This window comes from Trinickia sp. (assembly GCF_051961175.1).
Lineage (GTDB): Bacteria > Pseudomonadota > Gammaproteobacteria > Burkholderiales > Burkholderiaceae > Trinickia.
Genome location: NZ_JBQCDN010000460.1, coordinates 1 through 23578, shown reverse-complemented (window position 1 = coordinate 23578; position 23578 = coordinate 1). Strand labels below are relative to the sequence as shown.

24 protein-coding genes are annotated in these 23578 nt (G+C 62.6%); 11 read left to right on the top strand and 13 right to left on the bottom strand.

The window, feature by feature from the left end; translation table 11 throughout:
• Positions 1 to 19: 19 nt before the first annotated feature.
• Positions 20 to 379 carry an arsenate reductase (glutaredoxin) gene (gene arsC / locus ACTHL0_RS26155; protein ID WP_440569993.1) on the top strand — a complete coding sequence of 120 codons (360 nt, stop codon included), beginning with the start codon at positions 20 to 22 and terminating at the stop codon, positions 377 to 379.
• Between the two features lie 83 nt (positions 380 to 462).
• Here the strand turns inward: arsC and ACTHL0_RS26150 are convergent, their stop codons facing one another.
• The 4 genes from ACTHL0_RS26150 to ACTHL0_RS26135 all read right to left on the bottom strand — a co-directional run bounded on the left by ACTHL0_RS26150 (position 463) and on the right by ACTHL0_RS26135 (position 2882).
• Positions 463 to 924, bottom strand: a complete 462-nt coding sequence (locus tag ACTHL0_RS26150; RefSeq protein ID WP_440569989.1) for a DoxX family protein — start codon at positions 922 to 924, stop codon at positions 463 to 465.
• A complete protein-coding gene (locus ACTHL0_RS26145) occupies positions 908 to 1666 on the bottom strand; it encodes an HvfC/BufC family peptide modification chaperone (RefSeq protein WP_440569987.1) in 759 nt (252 codons plus the stop codon). Before ACTHL0_RS26145 ends, ACTHL0_RS26150 begins: the two co-directional genes overlap by 17 nt.
• A complete protein-coding gene (bufB, locus tag ACTHL0_RS26140) occupies positions 1660 to 2526 on the bottom strand; it encodes an MNIO family bufferin maturase (protein ID WP_440569986.1) in 867 nt (288 codons plus the stop codon). The genes ACTHL0_RS26145 and bufB overlap by 7 nt, the downstream gene beginning before the upstream one ends.
• A 110-nt stretch (positions 2527 to 2636) precedes the next feature.
• Entirely contained in the window at positions 2637 to 2882 is a 246-nt protein-coding gene (locus ACTHL0_RS26135) for a BufA1 family periplasmic bufferin-type metallophore (protein WP_440569984.1), read from the bottom strand.
• Between the two features lie 505 nt (positions 2883 to 3387).
• Between ACTHL0_RS26135 and ACTHL0_RS26130 the strand changes: the two genes are divergently transcribed.
• Positions 3388 to 3945: an NADPH-dependent FMN reductase gene (locus tag ACTHL0_RS26130; protein ID WP_440569982.1), complete on the top strand. Its 558-nt coding sequence runs from the start codon at positions 3388 to 3390 to the stop codon at positions 3943 to 3945.
• A 4-nt stretch (positions 3946 to 3949) separates the two neighbouring features.
• On the opposite strand, the gene ACTHL0_RS26125 is transcribed toward ACTHL0_RS26130, so the two are convergent.
• Positions 3950 to 4696, bottom strand: coding sequence for a hypothetical protein (locus tag ACTHL0_RS26125; protein WP_440569980.1), 747 nt, complete (start codon positions 4694 to 4696; stop codon positions 3950 to 3952).
• Between the two features lie 58 nt (positions 4697 to 4754).
• The gene (locus ACTHL0_RS26120; protein ID WP_440569979.1) at positions 4755 to 7013 is read right to left on the bottom strand and encodes an ATP-binding protein; all 2259 of its coding nucleotides are present in this window, start codon (positions 7011 to 7013) and stop codon (positions 4755 to 4757) included.
• Positions 7014 to 7456: 443 nt separating this feature from the next.
• Here ACTHL0_RS26120 and ACTHL0_RS26115 point away from each other — a divergent pair, with 443 nt between their 5' ends.
• The 7 genes from ACTHL0_RS26115 (at position 7457) to ACTHL0_RS26085 (ending at position 13657) form a co-directional block, all read left to right on the top strand.
• Positions 7457 to 7825: a response regulator gene (locus ACTHL0_RS26115; protein ID WP_440569978.1), complete on the top strand. Its 369-nt coding sequence runs from the start codon at positions 7457 to 7459 to the stop codon at positions 7823 to 7825.
• Positions 7818 to 8441 carry a chemotaxis protein CheC gene (locus ACTHL0_RS26110; protein WP_440569976.1) on the top strand — a complete coding sequence of 208 codons (624 nt, stop codon included), beginning with the start codon at positions 7818 to 7820 and terminating at the stop codon, positions 8439 to 8441. The genes ACTHL0_RS26115 and ACTHL0_RS26110 overlap by 8 nt, the downstream gene beginning before the upstream one ends.
• Complete coding sequence (locus ACTHL0_RS26105) at positions 8438 to 9382, top strand: sensor domain-containing diguanylate cyclase (RefSeq protein WP_440569974.1); 945 nt, start codon at positions 8438 to 8440, stop codon at positions 9380 to 9382. The genes ACTHL0_RS26110 and ACTHL0_RS26105 overlap by 4 nt, the downstream gene beginning before the upstream one ends.
• A gap of 263 nt (positions 9383 to 9645) precedes the next feature.
• Positions 9646 to 10494 (top strand): presqualene diphosphate synthase HpnD, encoded by an 849-nt coding sequence (hpnD, locus tag ACTHL0_RS26100; RefSeq protein ID WP_440569973.1) that lies wholly within the window; start codon positions 9646 to 9648, stop codon positions 10492 to 10494.
• A 142-nt stretch (positions 10495 to 10636) separates the two neighbouring features.
• Positions 10637 to 12601 carry a squalene--hopene cyclase gene (gene shc / locus ACTHL0_RS26095; RefSeq protein ID WP_440569992.1) on the top strand — a complete coding sequence of 655 codons (1965 nt, stop codon included), beginning with the start codon at positions 10637 to 10639 and terminating at the stop codon, positions 12599 to 12601.
• A gap of 17 nt (positions 12602 to 12618) precedes the next feature.
• A complete protein-coding gene (locus ACTHL0_RS26090) occupies positions 12619 to 13338 on the top strand; it encodes a phosphorylase (RefSeq protein WP_440569990.1) in 720 nt (239 codons plus the stop codon).
• A 142-nt stretch (positions 13339 to 13480) separates the two neighbouring features.
• Entirely contained in the window at positions 13481 to 13657 is a 177-nt protein-coding gene (locus tag ACTHL0_RS26085; protein WP_440569971.1) for a hypothetical protein, read from the top strand.
• A 42-nt stretch (positions 13658 to 13699) separates the two neighbouring features.
• Here ACTHL0_RS26085 and ACTHL0_RS26080 read toward each other — a convergent pair whose 3' ends face one another.
• Positions 13700 to 13834, bottom strand: a complete 135-nt coding sequence (locus ACTHL0_RS26080) for a hypothetical protein (protein WP_440569970.1) — start codon at positions 13832 to 13834, stop codon at positions 13700 to 13702.
• A 360-nt stretch (positions 13835 to 14194) separates the two neighbouring features.
• On the opposite strand from ACTHL0_RS26080, the gene ACTHL0_RS26075 reads away from it, so the two are divergent.
• Both ACTHL0_RS26075 and mctP read left to right on the top strand, forming a co-directional pair.
• Positions 14195 to 14392, top strand: coding sequence for a DUF3311 domain-containing protein (locus ACTHL0_RS26075; protein ID WP_440569968.1), 198 nt, complete (start codon positions 14195 to 14197; stop codon positions 14390 to 14392).
• Positions 14389 to 15885 carry a monocarboxylate uptake permease MctP gene (mctP, locus tag ACTHL0_RS26070; protein WP_440569967.1) on the top strand — a complete coding sequence of 499 codons (1497 nt, stop codon included), beginning with the start codon at positions 14389 to 14391 and terminating at the stop codon, positions 15883 to 15885. The genes ACTHL0_RS26075 and mctP overlap by 4 nt, the downstream gene beginning before the upstream one ends.
• Positions 15886 to 16035: 150 nt before the next feature.
• On the opposite strand, the gene ACTHL0_RS26065 is transcribed toward mctP, so the two are convergent.
• From ACTHL0_RS26065 to ACTHL0_RS26040, 6 genes are all read right to left on the bottom strand, one after another.
• The gene (locus ACTHL0_RS26065) at positions 16036 to 16482 is read right to left on the bottom strand and encodes a hypothetical protein (protein ID WP_440569965.1); all 447 of its coding nucleotides are present in this window, start codon (positions 16480 to 16482) and stop codon (positions 16036 to 16038) included.
• 250 nt (positions 16483 to 16732) lie between these two features.
• Entirely contained in the window at positions 16733 to 17791 is a 1059-nt protein-coding gene (locus ACTHL0_RS26060; protein ID WP_440569963.1) for a YwqG family protein, read from the bottom strand.
• Between the two features lie 77 nt (positions 17792 to 17868).
• Positions 17869 to 18627, bottom strand: a complete 759-nt coding sequence (locus tag ACTHL0_RS26055; RefSeq protein ID WP_440569961.1) for a hypothetical protein — start codon at positions 18625 to 18627, stop codon at positions 17869 to 17871.
• 1598 nt (positions 18628 to 20225) lie between these two features.
• Positions 20226 to 21017, bottom strand: a complete 792-nt coding sequence (locus ACTHL0_RS26050; protein ID WP_440569960.1) for a TSUP family transporter — start codon at positions 21015 to 21017, stop codon at positions 20226 to 20228.
• 16 nt (positions 21018 to 21033) lie between these two features.
• Complete coding sequence (locus ACTHL0_RS26045) at positions 21034 to 21984, bottom strand: MlaA family lipoprotein (RefSeq protein WP_440569959.1); 951 nt, start codon at positions 21982 to 21984, stop codon at positions 21034 to 21036.
• On the bottom strand, positions 21977 to 23578 hold a 1602-nt coding region (locus tag ACTHL0_RS26040; RefSeq protein ID WP_440569958.1), incomplete at its 5' end, for an MMPL family transporter. The genes ACTHL0_RS26040 and ACTHL0_RS26045, both read right to left, overlap by 8 nt.

Sequence of the window (23578 nt, the reverse complement as noted above, 5' to 3'; positions counted from 1 at the left end):
TGCAACAGGCGCCCTGACCATGATCACCATCTACCACAACCCTCGCTGCTCGAAATCCCGCGGCGCATGTGAACTCGTGAACGATCGAGTCAACCAATCAGGCGAACCGGTCAAGATTGTCGAGTACCTCAAAGCGCCTCCGTCGCTGGACGAACTCAAAGCGCTCCACCACATGCTGGGCGGTTCCGTCCGGGACATGATGCGCGACGATGAGGAGCCCTATCAGGAACTGGGGCTCGCGGATCCCGCATTGAGCGACGAGCAATTGTACGAAGCGATCATCGCGCATCCGATTTTGTTGCAGCGTCCGATTGTGATCCGCAACGGCCGGGCCGCAATTGGACGTCCGCCGGAGAACATCGAGACACTGTTCGCCTAACTCGATATCGCGAGTGCCGAACTCATGGATTCACGCTGGGGCCGCGAGCTATACGCAGCCTACGCAGCCCTCAGCTGACGCCATCAAGCATGTCCGCGTTGTATTCCAGACGCCTCGGGCCGATGAAAGATGCCTTGCAGCGACCATCGCCCGACACCGTGAAAGAACAGATACGCGATGAGTACCGCCCACAGAATATGATCCTTGATCATGACTGGTTCCAACCCTGGGTAGGACAGGACCGCGACAAGGTTCACGACGAACAGGCCCGCCGCTGCTAACCGGCTCTGCCAGCCCAACACCAGTAACACGGGGAAGATCAGTTCGCCGCCGGCACCCATGACTGCCGCCACGGCCGGCGGTAGTAGGGGGACGTGATATTCGTTGGAAAACAAATAAAGCGTACTGTCCCAACTGCGCAATTTAGTCAGCCCGGAAAGAAAGAATACGCGGAATAGATAGAGCCTGACCGCGAGGGCAAAGAGCGGCTGCAGCGCCACTGCAACGTCGTCGAGGCGACCCAACAATCTAGATGCGAGCTTCATGACGCTCCTCAATGGCGAGAATGAGGCGAAGGCCGAATAGTTGCGTAAGCAACGAGCTTGCGTCGGCCTCTGTTTGGGAAAACGCCTCTTGAATGGACCTACCGGTCATCAAGGCAGACACGGCATCCGCGTCGGCTTGAGCGAGTGTTTGCCAACGAACCCTGAAACCTTCGCGCCAAATCAGCACGGTTTGCCCACCGGTTCCCAGCTGTGCCGGTGTCCCATCGATATGCATTTGAAGGATGTCCGCGATAGGCCATCGATGTGAGCGCGCGAGTCCGACCGATGGTGTGAACCGTATCGAAGCTGCCGCAAAGCGGTCGGGACCGAGTTCAACAAGCGTCGACGCGTCGATGGCATTGACGTCCTCAGCGAAATACGCGCGATGCAGGAGCCAGTCGACTTCCGCGACGTCGCCCAAAAACGGCAGATCCGCCGCGGGTTCGAAGGCTCGGAGGAAGGCCGGTAGCCCATCGCCGTCATCGTGAAGGTTCGCCGAGTGCGCAGGCGTGCAATCGACGTAGGCCCGCGCGAGCGCGCCGAAATAGTCCGCGCCGACGAGCTGCACAACGTTGGCGAAGGCGTCGGCCAGTGCCGCGATGCGGTTGATCCGCGCGTTGTTCCGATAGATGTCCATTCGTTCGCGCGACTCGGCGGCGATACCGTGCGGAGCGAACGTGTCATCGACGAGCGACGCTGCAAAGCGGTCAAGCAGCATGCCGTAGTTCATCGTCGCTAACATGTCATCGCCTCGGCTGTCGCCCGCGCCGGCGTGCGCGTATCGCATCGGCTGGCAAGCACGTGTGCTGCAAGTTGCGCGTACTCTTGCAGCAGTACGTCGAGCGGTGGCAGATTCGTATCGCGCTCGAGCAGCACTGCCGTCGGCCCAAAGCGTTCGAGCGCCGCGTCGAGCAGCGTCCAGACGGCGCCGGAAACCGGCGCCCCGTGCGTATCGATCGCCACTGAGTCAAGCCATTCGAACCCGGCCACGTGCATTTCGCTCACACAGTGCTTGGGCAACCGCGCGAGCTCGGCGAATGAGTCGATGCCGAGGTTCAACGCATTGACGTGCAGGTTGTTCAGATCGAGCAATACGCCGCAGCCGGTCCGCGCGACGAGGTCGGCCAGCATCTCGGCCTCCGTGCAAACTTCGCCTTCGAAGGCGACGTACGCCGAAACGTTCTCGATCAAGATCGGCCGGCCGAGTGCGTTCTGAACGATGTCGATATGCTCAGCGACGACCTGGAGCGCACCCTCGACGCGCGGCACCGGGAGCAAGTCGTTGAAGCAGCGTTCACCCGCACGGTTCCAGCAAAGATGCTCGGAAACCAGCACGGGCTCGATGCGCTCGACGAGCGCTTTCAATTGGCGCAAGTGCGCCACGTGCGGGGCCTCGAGGCTCCCGAGCCCGAGGCCCACGCCGTGCAGACTGACGGGATAGCGGGCCCTCACTTGCTCCAGCGCGGCAATCGGTTCTCCGCCGCCAAAATAGTTTTCGCTGTGGACTTCCCACCAGCCGACGGCGGGCTGGCGCGCGAGCACTGCGCCGGCGTGCGGCCCACGCAGCCCGAGCCCTGCGCCCGTCAATGCCTTTGGATTCATGTGCGTTGCCCCTTGTGTCCCGCCCATCAGTCGATCAGCGCATCGGCCAAGCCACTGATCGACTGGCGGCCGCACCGGTTCTGCGGTCCGCCGGTCGAAATGCGATGCGCTTACATCCCCGGCGTGAGCGAGCCGCCGAGCTGCGAGCAGGTGCCCTTGGCAACCGCCTTGAACTCACCCTTGTCCATGCTCTTCGTCGACTGTCCCGCGCATGAGTGGCTGTTGCCCTTGCAATCGTTCTGCCCAGCCTTTGCGACGCCGTAGCACTTCTCCATGTCGGCCGCGAACACGGGCGTGGCAAGCGTCGCACCCAGAGCGGCGGTGAAGGCGGCAGCGGCGATCCATTGCTTGTTCATTTGATTCTCCTGAGGTTGGGGTAACAAAGCCGTGAGTGAGGCTTGAGTCGCGCGAGCCGGCGTTTCATTTCAGTTCGACGCTCGACCGTTGCTGTCCTCAATACGCGGGGACGGAAGGAACGGATGCAGATCGGATGCACGAAAAATTGAAAAGACGGGCTGGTGCCGTACAACGTAGCGCTTAGCGTTGCGCCCCTCGGCATCCGTTCCCGGCGTGTCGACACGTCGTCCATTGGGGCGGCTGATCGAAATGTGCAGGGCGGTGGTCTGTCATCGAACGGACACAGATGTGTCGATTCGTAATCGCCTTGGGATATCGAGGAGTTATCCACAGTTTCTGTGGAAAAGGTTGTGGAAAGGCTGGTACGGAACCACGGCCCGCCGGGCGTTTAGTGGGTTGCCGGAAAAACGGGCCGGCGCGTTTTTGCAGCGGCGACTATCATGGTTGGCTCGGGCCGAGTCATGCGTGACGGCTTGGTCGTTCTCACCTGGAGGAGCAAGGACCATGGCATACAAGATTGCAGTCGTCGTCGGCAGCTTGCGGCGTGAATCGTTCAACAAACAACTCGCGCATGCCTTGACGAAACTCGCGAGCAGCGAGTTCGAGTTCTCGTTTCTCGATATCGGATCCCTGCCGCTCTACAGCCAGGACTACGACGCAAACTTTCCCGACGTCGCCAAACAATTGAAAGCGAACGTCGAAGCAGCGGATGGCTTGTTGTTCGTCACGCCCGAATACAACCGGTCGATGCCGGGTGTGCTGAAGAACGCGCTCGATTGGGGCTCGCGGCCGTGGGGGGCCAATTCCTGGAAAGATAAGCCCGCGGCCGTGTGCGGGATCTCTCCCGGCGCCACGGGCACGGCGCTCTCCCAGCAACATCTGCGTAATGTCCTCGCCTATCTGGACGTGCCCACGCTCGGCCAGCCCGAGATCTTCCTCAAGCACACCGATTCGTTTTTCGACGGCTCCGGCGCGATTGCGAACGAGGACACGCGCAAATTCCTGACGACCTTCGTCCAACGCTTCGAGGCGTGGGTGAAGCGGTATCACGCCCCGAAGTAACCGCTCACCGCGTCCCGGGCCCCGGCTCGTCGCCGCGATGGGTCTCTTCGTTTTCGAGGTATTCATCCGGTACGGCCGGCGGGCGAGGGGGCTCGCTTTCCGGTATCGGGGCGGCGGCCGCACTGCGTCCCGACGTGAAAACCGCCCCCATGCCCGGGGCTGAGCCGGCGGCGACCGCTGTCGCCGCCGCTTCCGTCTTCGTTCGTTCGGCGGCGGCCTCCGCATCCGGAGCGGCGGGCGCGGTCGTGCCCGCGTTGTCGCGAGGATAGCTGTACACCGCGCTGCGCGCCGGCGTCGCAACCGGCACGCTGGGCCGCAGGCCCCGTTCCTCGAGCGGCGAGTGCGAGCGGGACACTTCTGTCGGCGGGTTCCACGTGGCCGCGCGCTCCTCGACATCGAGCGGCCCCATGGCTTCGAGCGTGGTGCGTGTCAGCTGCGCAAGCGCATCGGTTGGGGCCTCGACGCAGACCATCACGGCCCCGCGGCGGACGGCCTCGGCATAGTTCGCTCGTTCCTGCTCGGGCGGTGCGCTTTGGAACAACGATTCGAAAAAGCGCTCGATGCTCGCGAGCAAGCCTTCGCTGGGGACCGGCGCCGCTTCGTAAGCCAACGTTGCGTCGCTCGCGTAAGTCGGCTCGCATTTGGCCTTCAGCGCCACGTTTTCTGGGGTGATGCCCGCTGCGAAGAGCGCGTCGCGCGCGGCTTCGGCTTGGGGATAGGTATCGAAAAACGCGATGACCGTGTGTTGCATGATGACCTCCGCGAGGCTTGGTTAGCGATAGCGGCACGCAAAACTCGCGCCGCGTCGCTCAAGTCGCCTTGCCGTGCGCGTGCGCGCGAACTTCGCGCTCGCGTCGAATGGTCTGAAGCATCGATTCGAGTAAGGCGATATCGAAAGGTTTGGACAGCACTCGGACGTTGACATTCCGCGCGCGCTCGAGCTCTTGCGCGTAGCCCGTAATGAGAATGACAGGCAACGGCGAGTCGAGCGCTTGCGCCGCTTCCGCCAAATCGATGCCGTTGGCGTGGCCCGGCATGTGAATGTCCGAAATCAGCACGTCGAAGGGATCGGTGGGCTGCGACAGCGTGTCGGCGATGAGGCGCAATGCGGCGTCCGCGTTGAATGCGCAGGTGACGCGATGGCCCATCATGCGCAGCAGCGCTTCCGTTCCGGCCGCTACCTCGTCGTTGTCTTCGACGAGCAGCACGTGCAGGCCGCCCGATGGCGCCGCGTCGACGGTCCGTTCGAGGTCGGCCGGCGCCGCGGCGGGTGCGCCATGGGCGTGCGGCAAATAGAGCCGCACCGTCGTGCCGATCCCTTGCGCGCTGTCGATCGTCGCCAGACCGCCGGAGCGGTCGCAGAAGGCAAAGACTTGCGGCAGGCCCAACCCCGTGCCCATTCCTTTCGGCTTCGTCGTGAAAAGCGGTTCGAACGCATGCGCCAGCACGTCGGGCGGCATGCCGGCGCCTGTATCTTCCAACGAAATCTGAACGAATTCGCCCGTGAGGGCAAAACCGCCTTCCGGCTCGAGCCGCACGTTCGTGGCGCGGATGGTGAAGCGTCCGCCATTCGGCATGGCATCCCGGGCGTTGACTGCCACATTGATGAGCGCGAGTTCGAGCTCTGCGCTGTCTACTTCGATCGGCCAGACGTCGCGGCCAATGTCGATGACGAGCGCGGCATTTGCACCGAGCGATGCGCGCAGGAGCTCGCGACTCGCAGCCATCCAGCGCGACAAATCGAGCGTTTCGCTGCGCAGCGGTTGCTTGCGGGCAACGCCAAGCAGTTGGCGCGTCAGCGATTGGCCATTCTTCAAGGCACGCTCGATCGCTCCGAGTTCGCGATCGAAGCTCGTCGCACCGCGCCGGCGCGCGATCTGAACGTTCGTCGCGATGATCGTCAGCAGGTTGTTGAAGTCGTGCGCGACCGTTCCGACGAGATTACCCAGCGCTTCCATCTTGCGCGATTGCCGATAGGCCGACTCGATGGAGCGACGCATCGACGCTTCCGCTTGCCATTGCTCCCACGCCTGCTTTTCCGCCGCGAGGCGCTTCAGGGAGAACGCGAGCACGAACCAGAGCACGATCGATGGCGTGAAGATCGAAGCGGCAAAGACGAGTGCGCGGTGGTACCAGGCCGTCCAGATCGCCGATTCGCTGTAAGCGCAGGAGACGTAGACGGGATAGGAGCCGACTTGGCGGTACGCCAGAATCCGCCCGTCGTGTCGCCCGTGATTGGCGCTGTCCGGCAGCTGCAGTACCCCCGAGCGGCTGCCGGCGGCCAGCGCCGCAGCGAATTGAGGCACGACGACAGCGGATTCTGGGCGCGGCGGGTACGACGCGAGCACGGCTCCGTCGGTGCGCGTCAGCATCATCGTCATGGCGCCGCGCTCGCTGCCGAGCAATTCGCGATAGAACGATTCGAAATACGACTGGCGCAGCGCAACCGACACCAGCCCGGCGAAGACGCCGTTCGGGCCGCGTCGCGCCATGCCGGTGTTGAAGACGGCCTCGCCGCTCCCCGCGTGCCACACCATGACTTTCGACACGTGTTCGAGAATATGGCCGCTGCGGATGCCGGCGAAATCGTCGCGCGCGGCGATCGAGGCATGCGGAGCCGGATAGTATCGGCTGTTCGCCAGCAGCAGGCCCTCCGGGCCGAAGATCGATACCGAAGCGACTTGCGGGTAGCCTCCGCCGATGCTCTGCAGCTTGTTATGGATATCGGCTTCGCGTGCGCGGATGGCGTCGTTGTCGAGCCCGCGGACGAGATCGTCGACCCGCGCGTCGAGCGTTTCATTGAGGTCAAACACCTTCAGCGCGTGTTCTTCGGCAATGCGTACCGTTCTGACGGTGGCGTCGGTGGCGGACGCAACGGCAGACCGGAAATTGGCGGAGACCACGACGATGGCGTACACGGCCGGCAGAACGATCGCGGCGCCAAGCAGCGCGATCAGGGTGAGGCGCCGGACCGCAAAGTCGGGCTCGGGCATCCCCTGCGCCGGCGAATTGTCTTGCCAATCGCCAGGCAAGCCGTTCGTCGTGGAGTCGTCGAGCCGTCGGTTCATGTTGGTGGTCGTCCAATCGGCGGTGTCCGCCGTGCGTTCATCATAAGCGAGTTGGTCCGCGCCGGCCTTTTCGTTTGGATATGTATCCCAGCGATGCTTCCGAACGTTCGCCCTAAAACAGCGACGAAATCGGAAGCGCAAACGTACACAAAAGAAAAATCTGCGCGCAACCGCGTATTATCGCCAATTTTTTTTCTTCATACTGAAGAGGCGCACGGGCTTGGCCGATCCATTCCGAAATTGGAGAGTTGATTTTCCGTTGGTTTGCTCCGAGAATTTCGCTTCATTTTTATGAGACATGGTGCGCTCGCTGTAGCGGGCGCACGCAAAAAGCGCGAGCCTCTCGCGCTCGCCACCGCCCGTCGCGCCCGCTCCCGTTAAAGAAAACGCTCCGAGCCGCCGTTAACGCGATATAGACCCTTTCGTTTTTCGTCACGCTTGCCATGCCCTTGCCGATTGTGATCGCCGATGACTCCCTGCTTGCCCGTAAGGTTCTGACGAAAGCCTTGCCGGCTGACTGGGACGTCGACATCGCATACGCATCGAACGGACGTGAGGCGCTCGCACTTTATCGCGAGGGCAAAGCCTCGGTGATGTTTCTGGATCTGACGATGCCGGACATGAACGGCTATCAGGTTCTCGAGGCGTTGCAGCACGAGGATTTGAATACGTTCGTGATCGTCGTGTCCGCCGACGTGCAGCCGCTGGCTCAGGAGCGCGTGCGCGCGCTCGGCGCAGCCGCGTTTGTCGCCAAGCCCGTGACCCCAGAGGCGATATTGCCCATCCTCAAGGAGTACGGGTTGTATGCGTGACAACGTGTTCAGCGAAGAGCAGCGCGACGCCTTGCAGGAAATCGCCAATCTGGCGATGGGGCAGGCGGCGACGCGCCTGGCGAGCCTGCTAGATACCTTCATCGAATTGTCGGTGCCGCGCGTACGCGTCGTGGGCGCCGAGGACGCCGCTCAGACGCTGCGCGAAATGACGGGGATCAACGAAAGCGTCACCGCGGTGCGGCAGGGCTTTCGTTCCGACATCAAGGGCGAGGCGCTTGTCATTTGCCGCAGCAGCGGCGTGGGCCATCTGTGCGCCCTCGTGAATGATCCTTACGTGCACTCGGCTTACGACACGGTGAGCCAGACCGAACTCATGTTCGACGTGGCCAATGTGCTGACGGGCGCGTGCGTGTCGTGCATTCTCAATCAGCTCGACCGGACGCCGATTTTTTCGCCGCCCGGCATGCTCGGCGAACAGATTTCACTCGACGACGTTTTCCAAGCCGACGTGCTCGCATGGAAGGTCGCGTTGCTGCTCGAGGTTAACTTTGCACTCGAAGATCAAACGTTTCGCGCCCATCTCGTGATGCTGATGGCCGAGGAGTCTATTCATCGGATGAATGAGGCGCTTAGCGCGCTCCTGTCCAGCCTATGAACGACGCGACGATAGACCCATCCCTTAGCGACTTGGTGATCGAGCGCGTCGGGTTCGGTATTTTCGTGCTCGACCGCGACATGACCGTGTTGATGTGGAACCGGTTTATGCAGGACCACAGCAGACAACCTGCTGAAACCGTCGTCGGCAAGTCGATCTTCGACAGCTTTCCTGAATTGCCGCGTGTATGGCTTTCGCGCAAAGTCGAAAGCGTTTTCCAATTGGGCAGCTTTGCCTTCAGCTCGTGGGAGCAGCGCCCTTATCTCTTCAAGTTCGACCACGACCGGCCGATTACGGGCGGTGTCGACTTCATGCAGCAGGACTGCACCTTCATGCCGCTGACGCGCGGCCGCGAAGTCGTGGCCGTGTGCGTGACGATCTCGGATGTGACGCACGTGAGCGTCATGCAGCGCGAGCGTGAAGAAGCCGTCGAAAAGCTGCAGGAATACGCAAACCGCGATGGGCTCACGGGCATTGCGAACCGGCGGTTCTTCGAAGATCGCCTGCGCGACGAATTCCTGCGCTGGCAGCGTTATGGCGGCGAGCTCTCTGTGCTGCTGTTCGATCTCGATCACTTCAAGGACATCAACGACCGCTTCGGGCATGCGGTGGGCGATACCGTGCTGCGCGTGATGGCGCAGCGCGTGGCCGACGCCGTGCGCGTGCAGGATACGTTCGGGCGCTTCGGCGGCGAGGAGTTCGCGCTGCTGCTGCCGTGTACGCCGCTGGCCGAGGCGATGATCGTCGCGGAAAAGATCCGTATGACGATCGGCGATACGCCCGTCGAGGCCGAAGGGGTGCATGTGCCCGTGACGGCCAGCGTAGGCGGCGCCTCGGCGCGCCCGGGGCTGCGGAGCTATGAAGTGCTCATCAACGAAGCGGACGCTGCCCTCTATAGCGCGAAACGGCAAGGCCGCAATCGCTCCGTCGCGCTCACCTGAGCTACCGCTCGTGCGCATCGGACGGTTGGCCGTTCCAGCGCCAGAGGCCTTGGCTGTGGCACCGAATGAAACGTTGGTATACTTTTGCCCGTTTCCGGCTCGCTTGCCGGTGCGTCGCGCCGCCGATTGTGCGCACTCCATGCATTGAAGCGCCGCACAGAAGCGCCGTGCGTCATATCAGTGCTATCAGTGGTCCAGCGGCACGCCGCAAACACAGCATCGATTCTCATTCGCCCTGCGAGGGCGCCACAGCGGAGTTCGCCTTGGCCGTTTCCAATCTCGTCGCGGACGAAGCAGCACCCGACGCCGCCAGCGCGTCGTCGGGCAGCTCCTTCTATCTCGCCATGCGCATCTTGCCGGCTGCGCAGCGCGAGGCGATGTTCCAGATCTACGCGTTCTGCCGCGCCGTCGACGATATTGCCGACAGCGACGCGCCGCGCGCGGAGCGCAGTGCCGGGCTCGAGCGGTGGCGTGCCGATATCGACGCGTGTTACGACGGCGAGCCACGGCCCGCGTTGGCTGCGCTCGTCCGCCAGATTCGGGCGTTCAATCTGCGCCGCGAGGATTTTCACGCGATGATCGACGGCATGGCGATGGACGCCGCAGCCGATATCTGCGCGCCCGACGAAGCCACGCTGGATCTGTACTGCGACCGTGTCGCCAGTGCGGCCGGCCGTCTATCGGTGAGGGTTTTCGGGATGAGTGAGGAAGCGGGGCATCTGCTGTCTCACCACCTTGGGCGCGCGCTGCAGCTCACGAACATCTTGCGCGACATCGATGAAGATGCCGCGATCAACCGGTGCTATCTGCCGCGCGAGTTGCTGGCGCGCGAGGGGATCGCCGCGACGAACCCGGCTGAGATTGCCGACGATCCTTCTTTGCCGCGCGTATGTGCGACGCTCGCCCAGCGTGCCGTTGAGCATTTTGCGAAGGCCGACGCGATCATGGACAGCGCGCCGCGCAACGCCGTGCGCGCGCCACGCATCATGTCCGGCGTATACCGGTGCTTGCTCGAGCGCACGGTCGAACGCGGCTTCGACCTGCCGCGCACGCCCGTGCGCAAGCCGCGTTTACGGCTGCTGTGGATCGTCGCCCGTTACGCGTTTTTTTGAGCTGCGACGCGCTACCCCGATCGCCGGCCATTCAAGCTGGCGACGACACATTGAAAAAAGATGACCGACGAAGCCGAGTGCTTCGTCTTCGACCCATTGCATTGAGATGCCGATGAACGACATTCCCGCCCCCGCCGCCGTGATGGCCGCTTCGAGCACGGCCGATGCCGCGTTCCCGCGCATCGCGCTCGATGCCGCCATCGAGCGCGCAACGGACGCCATCCTGGCCGATCAGCGGCCCGACGGGCATTGGGTGTACGAACTGGAAGCGGACGCAACGATTCCAGCCGAGTACATCCTGCTCGTCCACTATCTTGGCGAGACGCCCAACACCGAACTCGAAGGCAAGATCGTGCGCTATCTGCGCCGCATTCAATTGCCCGACGGCGGCTGGCCTCTCTTCACCGATGGGGCAATGGACGTCAGTGCGAGTGTGAAGGCGTATTTCGCGTTGAAGATGGCGGGTGAACGCGACGACGCTGAGCCTATGCAGCGCGCCCGCGCGGCCATTCTTGGCGCAGGTGGCGCGGAGGCCGTCAACGTCTTCACGCGAATCTTGCTCGCCCTGTTCGGTATCGTTCCTTGGGGCGCCGTGCCGATGATGCCGGTGGAGATCACGCTGCTGCCGCAGTGGTTTCCGTTCCATCTTTCGAAAGTGTCGTACTGGGCGCGGACGGTCATCGTGCCGTTGCTGGTGCTGAACGCGCGCCGGCCCGTGGCGAGGAATCCGCGCGGCGTCAAGATCGACGAACTCTTTCTTGGCAATCCGTCGCAAACGGGTTTGTTGCCGCGTGCCGGGCACCAGAGCCGCGGGTGGTTTGCGTTCTTCCGTGTCGTCGATACCGTGCTGCGTACCGTCGACGGCTTGTTCCCGAAGAAGACACGCGAACGCGCGATTCAGGCCGCGGTCGCGTTCGTGGACGAACGACTGAACGGCGAAGACGGCCTCGGGGCGATTTTTCCCGCGATGGCCAATGCCGTCATGATGTACGACACGCTTGGCTACGGGCCCGACTATCCGAACCGCGCCATTGCGCGCGCCTCGATCGACAAGCTGCTGGCTATTGCAGAAGACGAAGCGTACTGCCAGCCATGCTTATCACCGGTATGGGACACCTCGCTCGCGGCGCATGCGCTGCTCGAAACCGGAGCACCGAAGGCGCAGGAAGCGGCTTTGCGCGGCTTGCAATGGCTGCGGCCGTTGCAAGTGCTCGACGTGCGCGGCGACTGGATCTCGCGCCGTCCGGACGTGCGGCCCGGCGGCTGGGCCTTTCAATACGCGAACCCGTACTACCCCGATGTCGACGATACGGCCGTCGTCGTCATGGCGATGGATCGCGCCGCCACATTGACGCGCTCGAACGTCGATCGCGAAGCGATTGCCCGCGCGCGCGAGTGGATCATCGGCATGCAAAGCAGCGATGGCGGATGGGGCGCCTTCGAACCGGAAAACACGCAGTACTACTTGAACAACATCCCGTTCTCGGATCACGGTGCGCTGCTCGATCCGCCCACAGCCGACGTCTCGGGCCGATGCTTGTCGATGCTCGCGCAAATGGGTGAACGTCCGGGCAATAGCGAACCTGCCCGTCGTGCATACGACTACATCCTCGCCGAACAGGAAGACGACGGCAGCTGGTATGGCCGTTGGGGCATGAACTACATCTACGGGACGTGGACGGCGCTGTGCGCGTTGAACGCAGCCGGCATCGCCCATGACGATGCGCGGATCAAGCGCGCGGCGCAATGGCTGATCTCGATTCAAAACGAAGACGGCGGTTGGGGTGAAGACGGCGCGAGCTACAAGCTCGACTACCGCGGCTACGAAAAAGCGCCGAGCACGGCGTCGCAAACGGCTTGGGCGCTGCTCGGCTTGATGGCGGCGGGTGTGATCGACCATCAGGCTGTGACAAAGGGCGTGGCATACCTCGTCCATGCACAGCGCGAACACGGCCTGTGGGACGAGACGCGCTTCACGGCCACCGGCTTCCCGCGCGTGTTCTATCTGCGCTATCACGGCTACCGCAAGTTCTTCCCGCTGTGGGCGCTCGCGCGCTACCGCAACCTGAAGCGCGACGGGCTCGCGCGCGTCGCGGTCGGGATGTAGTGGTGGCCGGTTCAAGGATGTCGTTGCCGCTCGTCATCGTGACGGGAATGGCGTTCGAGGCGCGCATTGCTCGCGCCCCTGGCGTCGAAGTCGTTTATGCGGCCCGCGCCGATCGGCTCGAACGCGCCCTGCAGGATGTCTTGGCTCGAGGCGCATCGGGTGTCATGAGCTTCGGCACGGCGGGCGGGCTGGCCCCCGATTTAATGCCCGGGGCACTCGTGGTAGCCGATGCAATCGATGGGCCGCTTGGCCACGTGCCGACCGATGCCGCATGGCGCGAACGCATCCTCTCCACACTGCGCGCGTCGCTGCCGGCAACACGTGTCGTATGCGGCCCCACCGCCGCGGTGGCGGCGCCCGTTGTGACACGACAGCAGAAGGATGCGCTGCATGACGCGACAGGCGCACTGGCCGTCGATATGGAATCGCATATCGCTGCTGCGCACGCAGGCGCCCGCGGGCTGCCCTTTGCCGTTTGCCGCGCGGTAGTCGATCCTGCGTGGCGTACGCTGCCTCCCGCGGCAACGGCGGGCTTGCGCGAGGACGGGACGACCGCGCTCGCGCCGATCCTTCGCGAACTCGCGCGCGGTCCGGGGCAACTGCCGTCTATGATTCGCCTGGCGCTCGATGCACGCGCAGCGCGCGTGTCGCTCGTGGCGGCCCGTGCCGAATTGCTTCGCGCCGGCACGCTCTATCCACTCGTCGAGGTTGCCGAGCCCCTTCGCGATGCTGACTAGCGTTTCGCGTCGGCGGCGGCGAGTTCGCATGTGCGATCGCGCAGGAACCTAAGGACTGCTACCTTGTTACCGGCCCGAATGTTGAGCGAGCGGCAACACCGGGGACGTGTTGGAGGGGCGAGGGCAACCTGGGACGGATGTGATGCAAGCTACGTTTCGCTGGATCGGGACACTGAAGGCCGCGATCGTAGCAAAGGCGGCCGAGTACCGCAGCAATATTGCGGCCGAGTACCGCAGCAATAGTGCGTTAACCGAGCAGCAGCTTGCGAACGCTCGACTCGATAAATTCAGAGCGCTCGCCGCCTACGCGTGTGCGTGACAGATCGCACAAGCGCGACTTATCGATATCGCGGCCTGCACGCTAAACGACTTCCCTGTACTCGACAAAGCGACGCTGATCGATCAGTTCGACGCAATCAGCACAGACCGCGGCCTGACCCGCGCCGCTGTCGAGCGTTTCTTGCGCGAAGCGACCAGCAGCACCGACTTGCTGCATGACAAGTATTTCGTGCGGCAAACATCGGGTTCATCGGGCAAGCGCCTTTATAACGTCGTGACTAATGCGCATCGGGTACGGCGGCGAGATGGTGCTGCTTGAAGACGACACGGGACGACGGCGGGTGCTACGTAGTTTTACGTAGTGTGACTAAGTAGTTGTGCGCTTGCGGCCAACATGTCGTGCGGAAATACTACGGCCGTCAGACGCAATTCGATTTGCATGAGGCTCGTTCTATACCTCCTAAGCAAGCATCGCGTTCGGCTTGATTCATCTCACGATAGTTTAGAAAAAAGACAGAGCGCGAGCGGTTGCCTCATCAGGCGCCTGTCGCCCCATCGTCAGTCCCTAAGGAGCATCATGGAGACCTCCAACCGGCCACGCCGAACGTGGCTACCGTTGATTTTGCTATTGCCTTATTTCGCCCTGCTGTGGCTACCGTTTTACAACGGCGCTCGGCCATCGCTGCTCGGCTTTCCCTTCTTCTATTGGTACCAATTTCTCTGGGTGCCGATTACCTCGTTGCTGATGTACGCCGTCTACCGGAGCGCCAAATGACCGAACCGACATCGATCAATACGACCGCTCTGACCATCTTCATCGTGTTCTTCGCGCTGATTACGGTGCTCGGTTTCGTTGCGGCACGCTGGAAGCGCGGCGATCTCTCGCAACTGCATGAATGGGGGCTCGGCGGACGCCAATTCGGCACTGTCATCTCGTGGTTCCTGGTGGGTGGCGATTTCTATACCGCTTACACCGTTATTGCTGTGCCCGCGCTTGTCTACTCCGTGGGCGCGTATGGATTTTTCGCGTTGCCCTATACGATCATCGTCTATCCGTTCGTGTTCGCCGTGATGCCCAAGCTTTGGCAAGCGTGCCATCGCGGCGATCACATTACGGCGGCGGATTACGTGCAAGGTGTGTACGGTGGCAAGTGGTTTCCCGCGGCAATCGCGGTGACCGGGATCGTGGCGACGATGCCTTATATCGCGCTGCAACTGGTTGGGATGCAGGTGGTGATCAAGAGCCTCGGTATTACCGGGGAGCTGCCGTTGATCATCGCGTTCGTCATCCTTGCGCTCTATACGTATGCGAGTGGGTTGCGCGCGCCGGCGATGATCGCGTTCGTCAAGGACATCATGATCTACATCGTGGTGATCGTTGCCGTTTGCTGGATTCCGACGAAGCTCGGGGGATATGGCGCACTGTTTGACACGGCGGATAAATTCTTCGTAGCGAAGGGCGGGGCGACGGGCATTTTGCTGAAGCCTTCGCAGTTCACGGCGTATGCGACGCTCGCGCTGGGTTCCGCGTTGGCCGCGTTCATGTACCCGCATACGATGACGGGCGTGCTTTCGTCGAGCTCGGCTGCGACGGTCAAGAAAAATGCGATCTTCCTGCCGGCCTATACCGTGTTGCTCGGGTTGATTGCGTTGCTGGGTTACATGGCGATTGCGGCAGGCGTACATGTGAAGTCGCCTTCGGATGTCGTGCCGACGCTGTTTCTCACGCTGTTCCCGTCGTGGTTCGTCGGTTTCGCGGCGGCGGCGATCGCGATCAGCGCGCTGGTACCGGCGGCGATCATGTCGATCGGTGCGGCGAATCTGTTCACGCGCAATCTGTATAAGCCATTGATCGCACCGAATGCGACGCCGCAGAAAGAAGCGTCGAATGCGAAGCTTGTGTCGCTTGTGGTGAAGTTCGGCGCGCTGCTGTTCATCGTCGCGCTGCCGACTCAATACGCGATCGACATGCAGTTGCTGGGTGGCGTTTGGATCCTGCAGATCTTCCCGGCTGTGGTGTTCTCGCTGTATACGCGCCGATTGAGTTCGACTGGGCTGTTCCTGGGCTGGCTGGCCGGTATTGGGATCGGGACGGTGCTGGCTGCCGAGCAGGGATTGAAGCCTGTCTATGCACTGCATTTTGCTGGGGCGACGTATCCGACTTATATCGGCTTGATCGCGTTGGTGGCGAATATCGTCGTAACGGTGGTTGTGTCTGCTGTGACGGCGAAGGCGCGGGCCGGACAGGTGGATGTGGCTGTCAGGTAAGCGGTTTTGTCTTGACCGAATCGGCGGCCGTTGATGTGACGGCCGCCGATTCTGCTTGTCTGTTTCACACGAACTGAAGCCCGGCGGCTTTGCTGACGCCAACGCCAACGCAGTGGACAGCGGGGTGATACAGCGCGACCCTGGGCGACGCTAGAACGTCATGTGATAGACGCTCGCGTACGCCGCATCCGTTCGTTGGAAACCGAGCCAGCGACGCGCCTGCAGCGCTTGGCTGAACGAGTCTCCGATGGCTTTCGGAACGACGACCAAGGCGAGACCGCGTGTGCCGTGCGGCCGTCCATCGAGTTTGCCGACGTCGGCACCGATACCGTCAAGGAATGCGTCTCCATCACCTTCGCGGAAAGCGCCGTAGCACTTGATTTCTACCCACAGCGGTACGCCGTTGTCGTTTGCGACGAGGTCGCAGCGCGTGCGCGTGCCGGGGTACGCCACTTCGCGTTCCACAGTCTCGCGCTGATTGATGCTGAGGTGACGCCACAGCTCGCACTGCAACCATCCCTCCCAACCCCCTTTGCTCAAACACAATGACGCCGCTGCCTCGGTGTTCACGACTGCTAGTACGTCGTTGAGGTTCATGTCGAAGACTCCTTGCGATAGTGCTTCCTGGCCGATGGATGCCGGCGGCGAAGCGTATGTGCAGGCCTTCGTCGTCGGTGAACCGAGGTTAGGTGGGCATGGAGCGCGCGCCTATGGGGCGATTGGCGTGGTTGAGGATCGGGGAAGAAAGTGCAGGGGAGTGGGTTGGGGCTGTCGTGGTATCGATGAGTAGGGCAAACGTCGAGTCATATCCGCCGTATGTATCAACCTCGAATGAGCTAGCGGCCGCTTAATCGCATTGATACGTCACCCGTGCTCGGTCGAAGCGGCGGGCGGCAAGGTCTTTGTCGCGGATGATGATGTAAAAGGCGCCCGGCCCTTCCATTCCGGCGTTCGCGTCGACTCCAATTTGGAGCAGAAGTCGCCAGGATTCGGCACCGGGAAGTAAAGCCTTCGCCTCAGGTGTGGCCCAAGCCGCACTGTTACCGCAATCGATGCCGTTGGCCGCAAGCTGGCTTCTTGCCTGTAACCCGTGCTGTAGCGTGCGCGGATAGCCACCGAGCTGGTGGTTTTCTCCACCTTGTTCGTCGGGCGTGCCGAATTTCGATAACCAGTTCTGGTAAGCGTCGTATAAGTCTTCATCATCGACGTCGAAGGCGGTCCAGCCCTTGTCGTCCGGCGGAATCGGCGTGATGACGGATATGGCAGATAGAGAAGCCGGCTTGAAGAGGGTGGTCCAATCGCCGTTCGAGATCGCGGCGAGCGCATCGGGAATGGCAGCCCGCGCCAGCGATTCGGCCGGCGTCCTGTCCCAGATCAGCTTCCAGCCGACAGCCGCTTCAGGCGCATAGTCTTCCGGCATTTCCAAGAAATCGTAAAAGACAAGGAGCCGGCCTTCCTTTGGCAGCATCGGGTCGAAGCCATCGAACTGCGATAGCGCGGCGAGATCGAATTGGCCGAGGAAGGCGAGCGGGAACGGTCGGCCTGCGGCATCTGCCTGCACCATATGGGTCTGGCTGAATTTCTCTCCCTCTTCGGGAGTCATCCAAGAATTCGGCTTCCTCGACTCCTTCAGCAGCCTCTCGGCATTGCGTCGGTGATCAGCGATGCGCTTTGCCGCGTCCGGATAGGGAGGACGCTCTGGCCATGCAGACGCCACCCGGAGGTCGGGCGCACCGCCGAGCCTGCTGGCGCCGAGGGGGCCCCCGTCTGCGCCAACGGGTTGAGTGGTCAAGAGCAAGGCCGGCCGCGCCTGGGCTGCGACATGCAGCACGATTTCGTCCGGTAGCTCGGTTTCTTGAAGGGAGCGGATGAGTTCGTCGCGGGTGCGCGGTAGGGGTTTGCTCATGGGTCCATCCGTTTTTGATTCCGAACTACCGGTCATGACACGGCCGCGTTCACAGCCCCGTCAACTCGATTGACTACTCACTGACTCTTTCGGCCATCGCGGCCGTAGCGTTGTTTGCCATCTTCAAAACCGGAATGGGTGAATCGTAGAGACGGGCCCATGTCGGGACGTGCCTTTATCTCGTCGAAGTCGATCTGGAATACCCTGCTGTCGTTGACAACGAAGTAGGTGAGTGCACTTTCGTCGCCGACGAGTTTAAGAGCAAGATTGGGATTCATCCCGGGCACAGGTCTTCCGTAGAAATACACGTGGGTGCGATCGGCAGACCAGGCGTCCGTGTTCTGCGAACCCTCCGGAACCACACGGTGGAACGTTTCCACATCGGCCTCTCGGATACGGAGAACCGTGTCATTGTTCCCGCCATCGGAAGGATGTGTGATGAGGAAGACCGACGTTCCATCCGTCGCATAAGCCGGAATATCCCAGAAGCCGCCTTTGTCGATTCGGAGCATGCGATCGAGATCTGCCCTCCCAAGGGCAAGCAATTTCAGATCGGCACCGTTAGCGACCTGGTAGTAGTGGTTGTGATATTGGTTTTCGACGTGTCGCAGCGGTTTCGGCAGCAGGCACTGTGGGTCAATGATCCCGTCGCCGGTCATGCCACAATAAGGCGCCAGGCCAGATCGGTATTGGTTGATGAAGTACCCTTTGCCGTCGACGATGGCAAAGCCTTCGGTCTGTTGGTGGTCCCGCCAGCCAAGGACCTTGACGTCGTGTCGATCGCAGCTATCCTGCTCTCGCTTTAGCGTGAAGGCACCGACGCTGCCGTCGTACACCCCCGACGTCCCGTTGAATTCCTTGCCCGGGGTCGGGACGAACCATTGTTCGTCGCACGTATTCGTCGTGTATGCGATGGCCGATGATGCACACCATAGGCTCGACAGTGCGACCACTATATGCGAGCACGTTAGTCTTGAGATGCGTATGAAATTCGTCAAAGCGCGGATTTCCTGCGAGTCGGGATAAATCGATGTGCTCTCTCGAAGAGCGCTACCTGTGTTGCTAACAGCCTCGAACTTCCCACCGGATCGATCGAGCTTTCGCTCAACCGACATCACTCCCGTCGACTACACCAAGCGGCAAATCTTCATCCGGCGAGCTTTCGACTAAAGACGCCTGAACGAACGAGGGCCGCGGAAGCGGCCCATATTGTAAGCACCCGGCAAAGTCGCCTTGAAGCCCAGGAGTTCTGACGCGAGCATCGTGCCCATTAACAAGAGCGAGTTGTACAGCTATACAGCGATAGGTTGGTTTTTGGCGGAGCTCGGCATGAACGATGCGTCGCCATTTCTTGGGGTGCATCCGCCGTGCGGTCCATACCGAAGCGATTGTCCAAAATACCTGAACTTGTGGCCGATTTCGCCGATGGGTACTCGCGCAGGCGCCCTTGACGCCTGGAAGTGGCGCAACCATAGTGGTCATTCGTTCCATACGATTGGCTGACGTCATGGTGGAATGCCTTTATCGAATCAAGCGGCTGCTTGCGCCCACAATGGTCTATTCGAAGCGAGGCGCAACGTCTGCCTCGTCCGTCCGCTAGGAGCACGGGCATGAGCGATCAAACCGCTCGCAAACTGGAGTTTCCGGCAGCGTGCGTGAGGTGCGGTGGCCGGATTTCGGAGCCGGTTTCTTTTTGCCCGCATTGCGGCGCGCGTGCTCGGCTCGCATCCGTTGCCGGGGCCGCGGGGGCCAGTTGCGCTTCACAAGGCGGCGCCGCCCACTGGGCTGCGGCCACCCGCTTCGATCCGCCTGCGCGTTCGTTTGCGCCTACCGATTTCGACGGCGACCTCGATGCGCCATGGGCGGATCCCTCGGCCTCACCGTCGTCGTTGCCCGATGGCGATACGGGCCCTCAGTCACGCTTCCCCGCATTTCGGCGCTTGGGTCAATGGGGCCTCAAGGGCGCCATAGGATTGCTTCTGGGTGCCTTCGTCGTCCTTTACGGCGGCGTCGCGGCGCTGCATCGATACGATGAGCCTTCGACTCCTCCGGGACCGGAGGACGCGGTATCGAAGTCGGCAGACAATTCGATCGCATCGAACGAACCGCGCGATTCGAACCTCACCGGATCGCCGAGGAACGAGCAAGCGGCACTCGCGCCGGCCGCACCGGTGCCGGGGGCGTCAGAATCGGCGCCCAGTACGGCAGCGTCACCCCATGCGCATGCGGGCGTCTCTCAAAGGCATCCAACGAGCAGGGCAGGCGCTGCTACGCGCGGGCGTACCGGGCGGGGCAGGATTCACGGCCATGCGCGTACTTATGCTCACGCGCACGTGAAGCGCCGGTATGTGCGATCGCCTGATCCGACGTACTTGCATGTGGATGCGCACCCGTAGCCCGGATCAGACAACCCGACATGCGCCTCGCGCCTGCGTTACATCCCCAACGCTTTCCGAATCATTTGAAGGGCAGCGCCGAGCACGAACAGTAGGACGATCACACGAAAAGCCTGTGGCGGCAGCTTGTCGCGCAACGGTCGTGCGACCGCCATGCCCGCGATCACCGGGACACTGGCGGCGGCGGAAATGAGCAGATCCGTACCGGACGCGTGAGCGCCGCTCTTGAACGCGAGCAGCAACGTGACGATCGAGACGACGAGAATGATCGCCATCTGCTTCGTGAAAGCCTTGCCGCGCGCGCCTGTGGCGATGAGATAGATCGCCAGCAACGGCCCGGGAATCGACGCGATGCTTTCCATCATGGCTGCGCCGAAGCCGAGCACGAATCCGACGGGCTTGACCCAGGCGGGCGCAAGCGTGAACCGCGGCGACGCGAGCAACAGCAGCGCGGCAAAGACGAGCAGCCCACCGGCCGCGGCCTGCGCATGGTGCGGCTCGAGCGAGATCAGTATCGACACGCCCACGATGTTGCCGAGCACCGTGCCGATCAGCGGAGCAGCCATGCGGCGCGCCGTGGCAACTGTCTCCCCGCCTTCCAACGCCTGCGGTATGTTGCCGAGAATGACCGGCATCGAGAGCAGCAGCACCGCCTGCTTCACGGGCATCATCTGGCTCAGGATCGGCATGGCGACGAGCGGGACCCCGATGCTGACGATGCCTTTGACCATTCCGCCGACGATAAGCGCCGCCACAATGCCGGCGACCGCGTAAGGGTTGAGCGCATGCAGCGTCGATCCGAGCATGCCCTGAGTGGCGGCGTGAAGCATGGGTGAGTCTGCCTGTTTATTGGGGAGCGTGCGGGGCCGGTGGTGCGTCGCTGGTGCCGTTGGTGCCCTTGGGAACGGGCGTCGCCGTAGCCGGTGTCGATGCCGCCGCAGGCACCGCTGCGCCCGAAGCAGGTTGCGAGGCGGCAGGCGTCGATGCCGATGCAGGTGCCGACGGGGCCGACGCCCCGCTTGCGGGCGCGGCTCCGCTTGCACCGGCCGGCGCCGCAGGCGCGGTTGCTGCGGCGTTATCGTCCTCGTCGCCGTAGTTGGGCAGCGCGGGCGGTGTGGCCGAATCGGCGCCCAGCGCGGCGCGGCGTTGTTGCGTATAGGCGTCGCGCACGAACGAGTACTTATCGAGCGCCGCTTGCTCCAGAATGTTCGTTGCGCCGAGCATGTCGGACCGTGCGCTCACGAATTGCAAGGCGTAAAGCGGCCTTTTGGCATCGGTGGGCGCATAGATCATCGGGCTGAAGCGCGTGTCGACAGCCAGCCCCACCCCATCACGGAACGAACTCGGCCCGAAAATCGGCAGCACCAGGTAAGGACCGGACGGGATGCCCCATCGTCCGAGCGTGAGCCCGAAATCCTGATGGTGCTTCGGCAAGCGGGCCGGCGTCGCGAAATCGATGAGCCCGCCGATGCCGAACGTCGTATTCATCGCGAAGCGAATCAAGGTTTCGGTCGCATCGGTAATCTTCAGCTGCAGCAACTCGTTCGCGAAGTTGTTCAGATCGCCCAAGTTCGAGAAGAAGTTGCTGATCGCGGTGCGCAGCGGGTGTGGCGTGATCTTCTGGTAACCCTTCGCGATCGGTACGGCGATGTGCTGATCGATCGTATCGTTGACCTTGAAGACGACACGGTTCATCGGCTCCAGCGGATCGCCGGGCGTACGCGTGCTCGGGCTTGCGCAACCGGCCAATAGCCCCGCGATGGGGAGCAGCGCAGTCAAGGTTCGCAGGTTATCCATCGATTCCTTTTAATTGTTTCTCTTTGGCACGCGCGGCGCGCGGTTTGCCCATCAGCACGGGTTGAAACACGACGGCGCCGACGAGTGTACAAGAGAGCGCGAGGGCGAGCAGGCGCCCCATGCTCGCGGTGCCGGGATGATGCGAGAGCCAGAGGCTGCCGAAAGCCGTCGCTGTCGTGGCCGCACTGAACAATACCGCATGCGTGAGGCTGGACGACAGCAAGCTCGTTTGGCCGGCACGCCACGCCATCACGAAGTAAACCTTGAATGCGACACCGACGCCGAGCATCAACGGTAACGCGATGATATTCGCGAAGTTCAGCGGCATGTCGAAAACGACGCACAGCTCGAGCGTCACCAGTGCCGACACCAGGAGCGGGATCATCGTGCGCAGGACATCGCCGAAGCGGCCAAGCGTGATCCACAGCAGCAGCGTGATGGAGAGCACGGCCCACGCAGCCGCCTGCAAGAACGCCGTAATGATCGTATTGGCCGAGTGCAGAATCGAGATCGGGCCGCCGATCGCGTTCGGTTCGGCGCGTTTCACGGCATGGGCGAACTTGCGCAGCATCGTATCGTCGTCCGAATCGACACCGGGCGGCACCCGGGGCGAGATCTGAACCAACGCGCGGCCATCGGCGGCCACCCAGTCTTGCACCAGTTCAGGCGGAAGCGTGGCGCGCGTGAGCGCGAACGGTTGCAGGAGCGTCGTCAACTGATGCAACGCCAGCCGGAGCGGCGTCGCGAAGGCCGCTTCGGCGCGGTCGCGCGTGGCGCTATCGGCCGTGGCAAGCTTGGCCAGCGCGGCCGACAGCCGCCGCGCGGGCCCGGCGCCGGGGCCCGGGTAGTCGTCGGCGGCGTAACCGAGTTGATTCGAGGCACGCTTCAACGCGGCCACCCGCTGGATGTCGGACGCCGCCGGTGCGGGCGGCTGGGTCAGCGCGGGCAACAGGGTTTGCGCGGCGGGCGCGATCAACGCGAGCTTTTGCGGTTGATCGGGCGGGATGAAGGTGGTGAGTGTCGTGACCCGTCCGACTTCCGGCAGTGCGCGGAGGCGGCGCGCTGTCAGATCGGCTGCCGCAAGCGACGGCGCCAGCACCGCGACGTCGTTGATCGAGGCTTCTGGCGAATCTTTCAGCGACATCAGCGTCGCCATCGATTCCGTCGTCGGATCCTTCAGATGCAACGGGTTGAAATCGAAGCGCAGATGCAGCAGCAGCGGCGTCGCGCCGAGCACGACGAGCAGCGTGCCGAGCAGAATGGGCTTGCGGTGATCCTGCAGAAAATCGTCGATCGGCACAAGGCCCGGAAAGCCGGGACGCGATGCTTCACCCGGCGGAGCCATGAGTTTGAGCAGGGCCGGCAGCAGCGTCATCGTGCTGAAGTAAGCGACGATCATGCCGACGCCGGCAATGAGGCCCAGCTCCGATACGCCGCGATAGGCCGTCGGCAGGAACGAGAAAAAGCTCGTGGCGACGGCTGCCGCGGCGAGCGTCAACGGCAGCCCCATTGAATGGGCCGCGCCGACGAGCGCGTGATCGAGCCGTTCGTCGCGATGACGTTCCTCCCGGTACTTCACGCCGTACTGGATCGC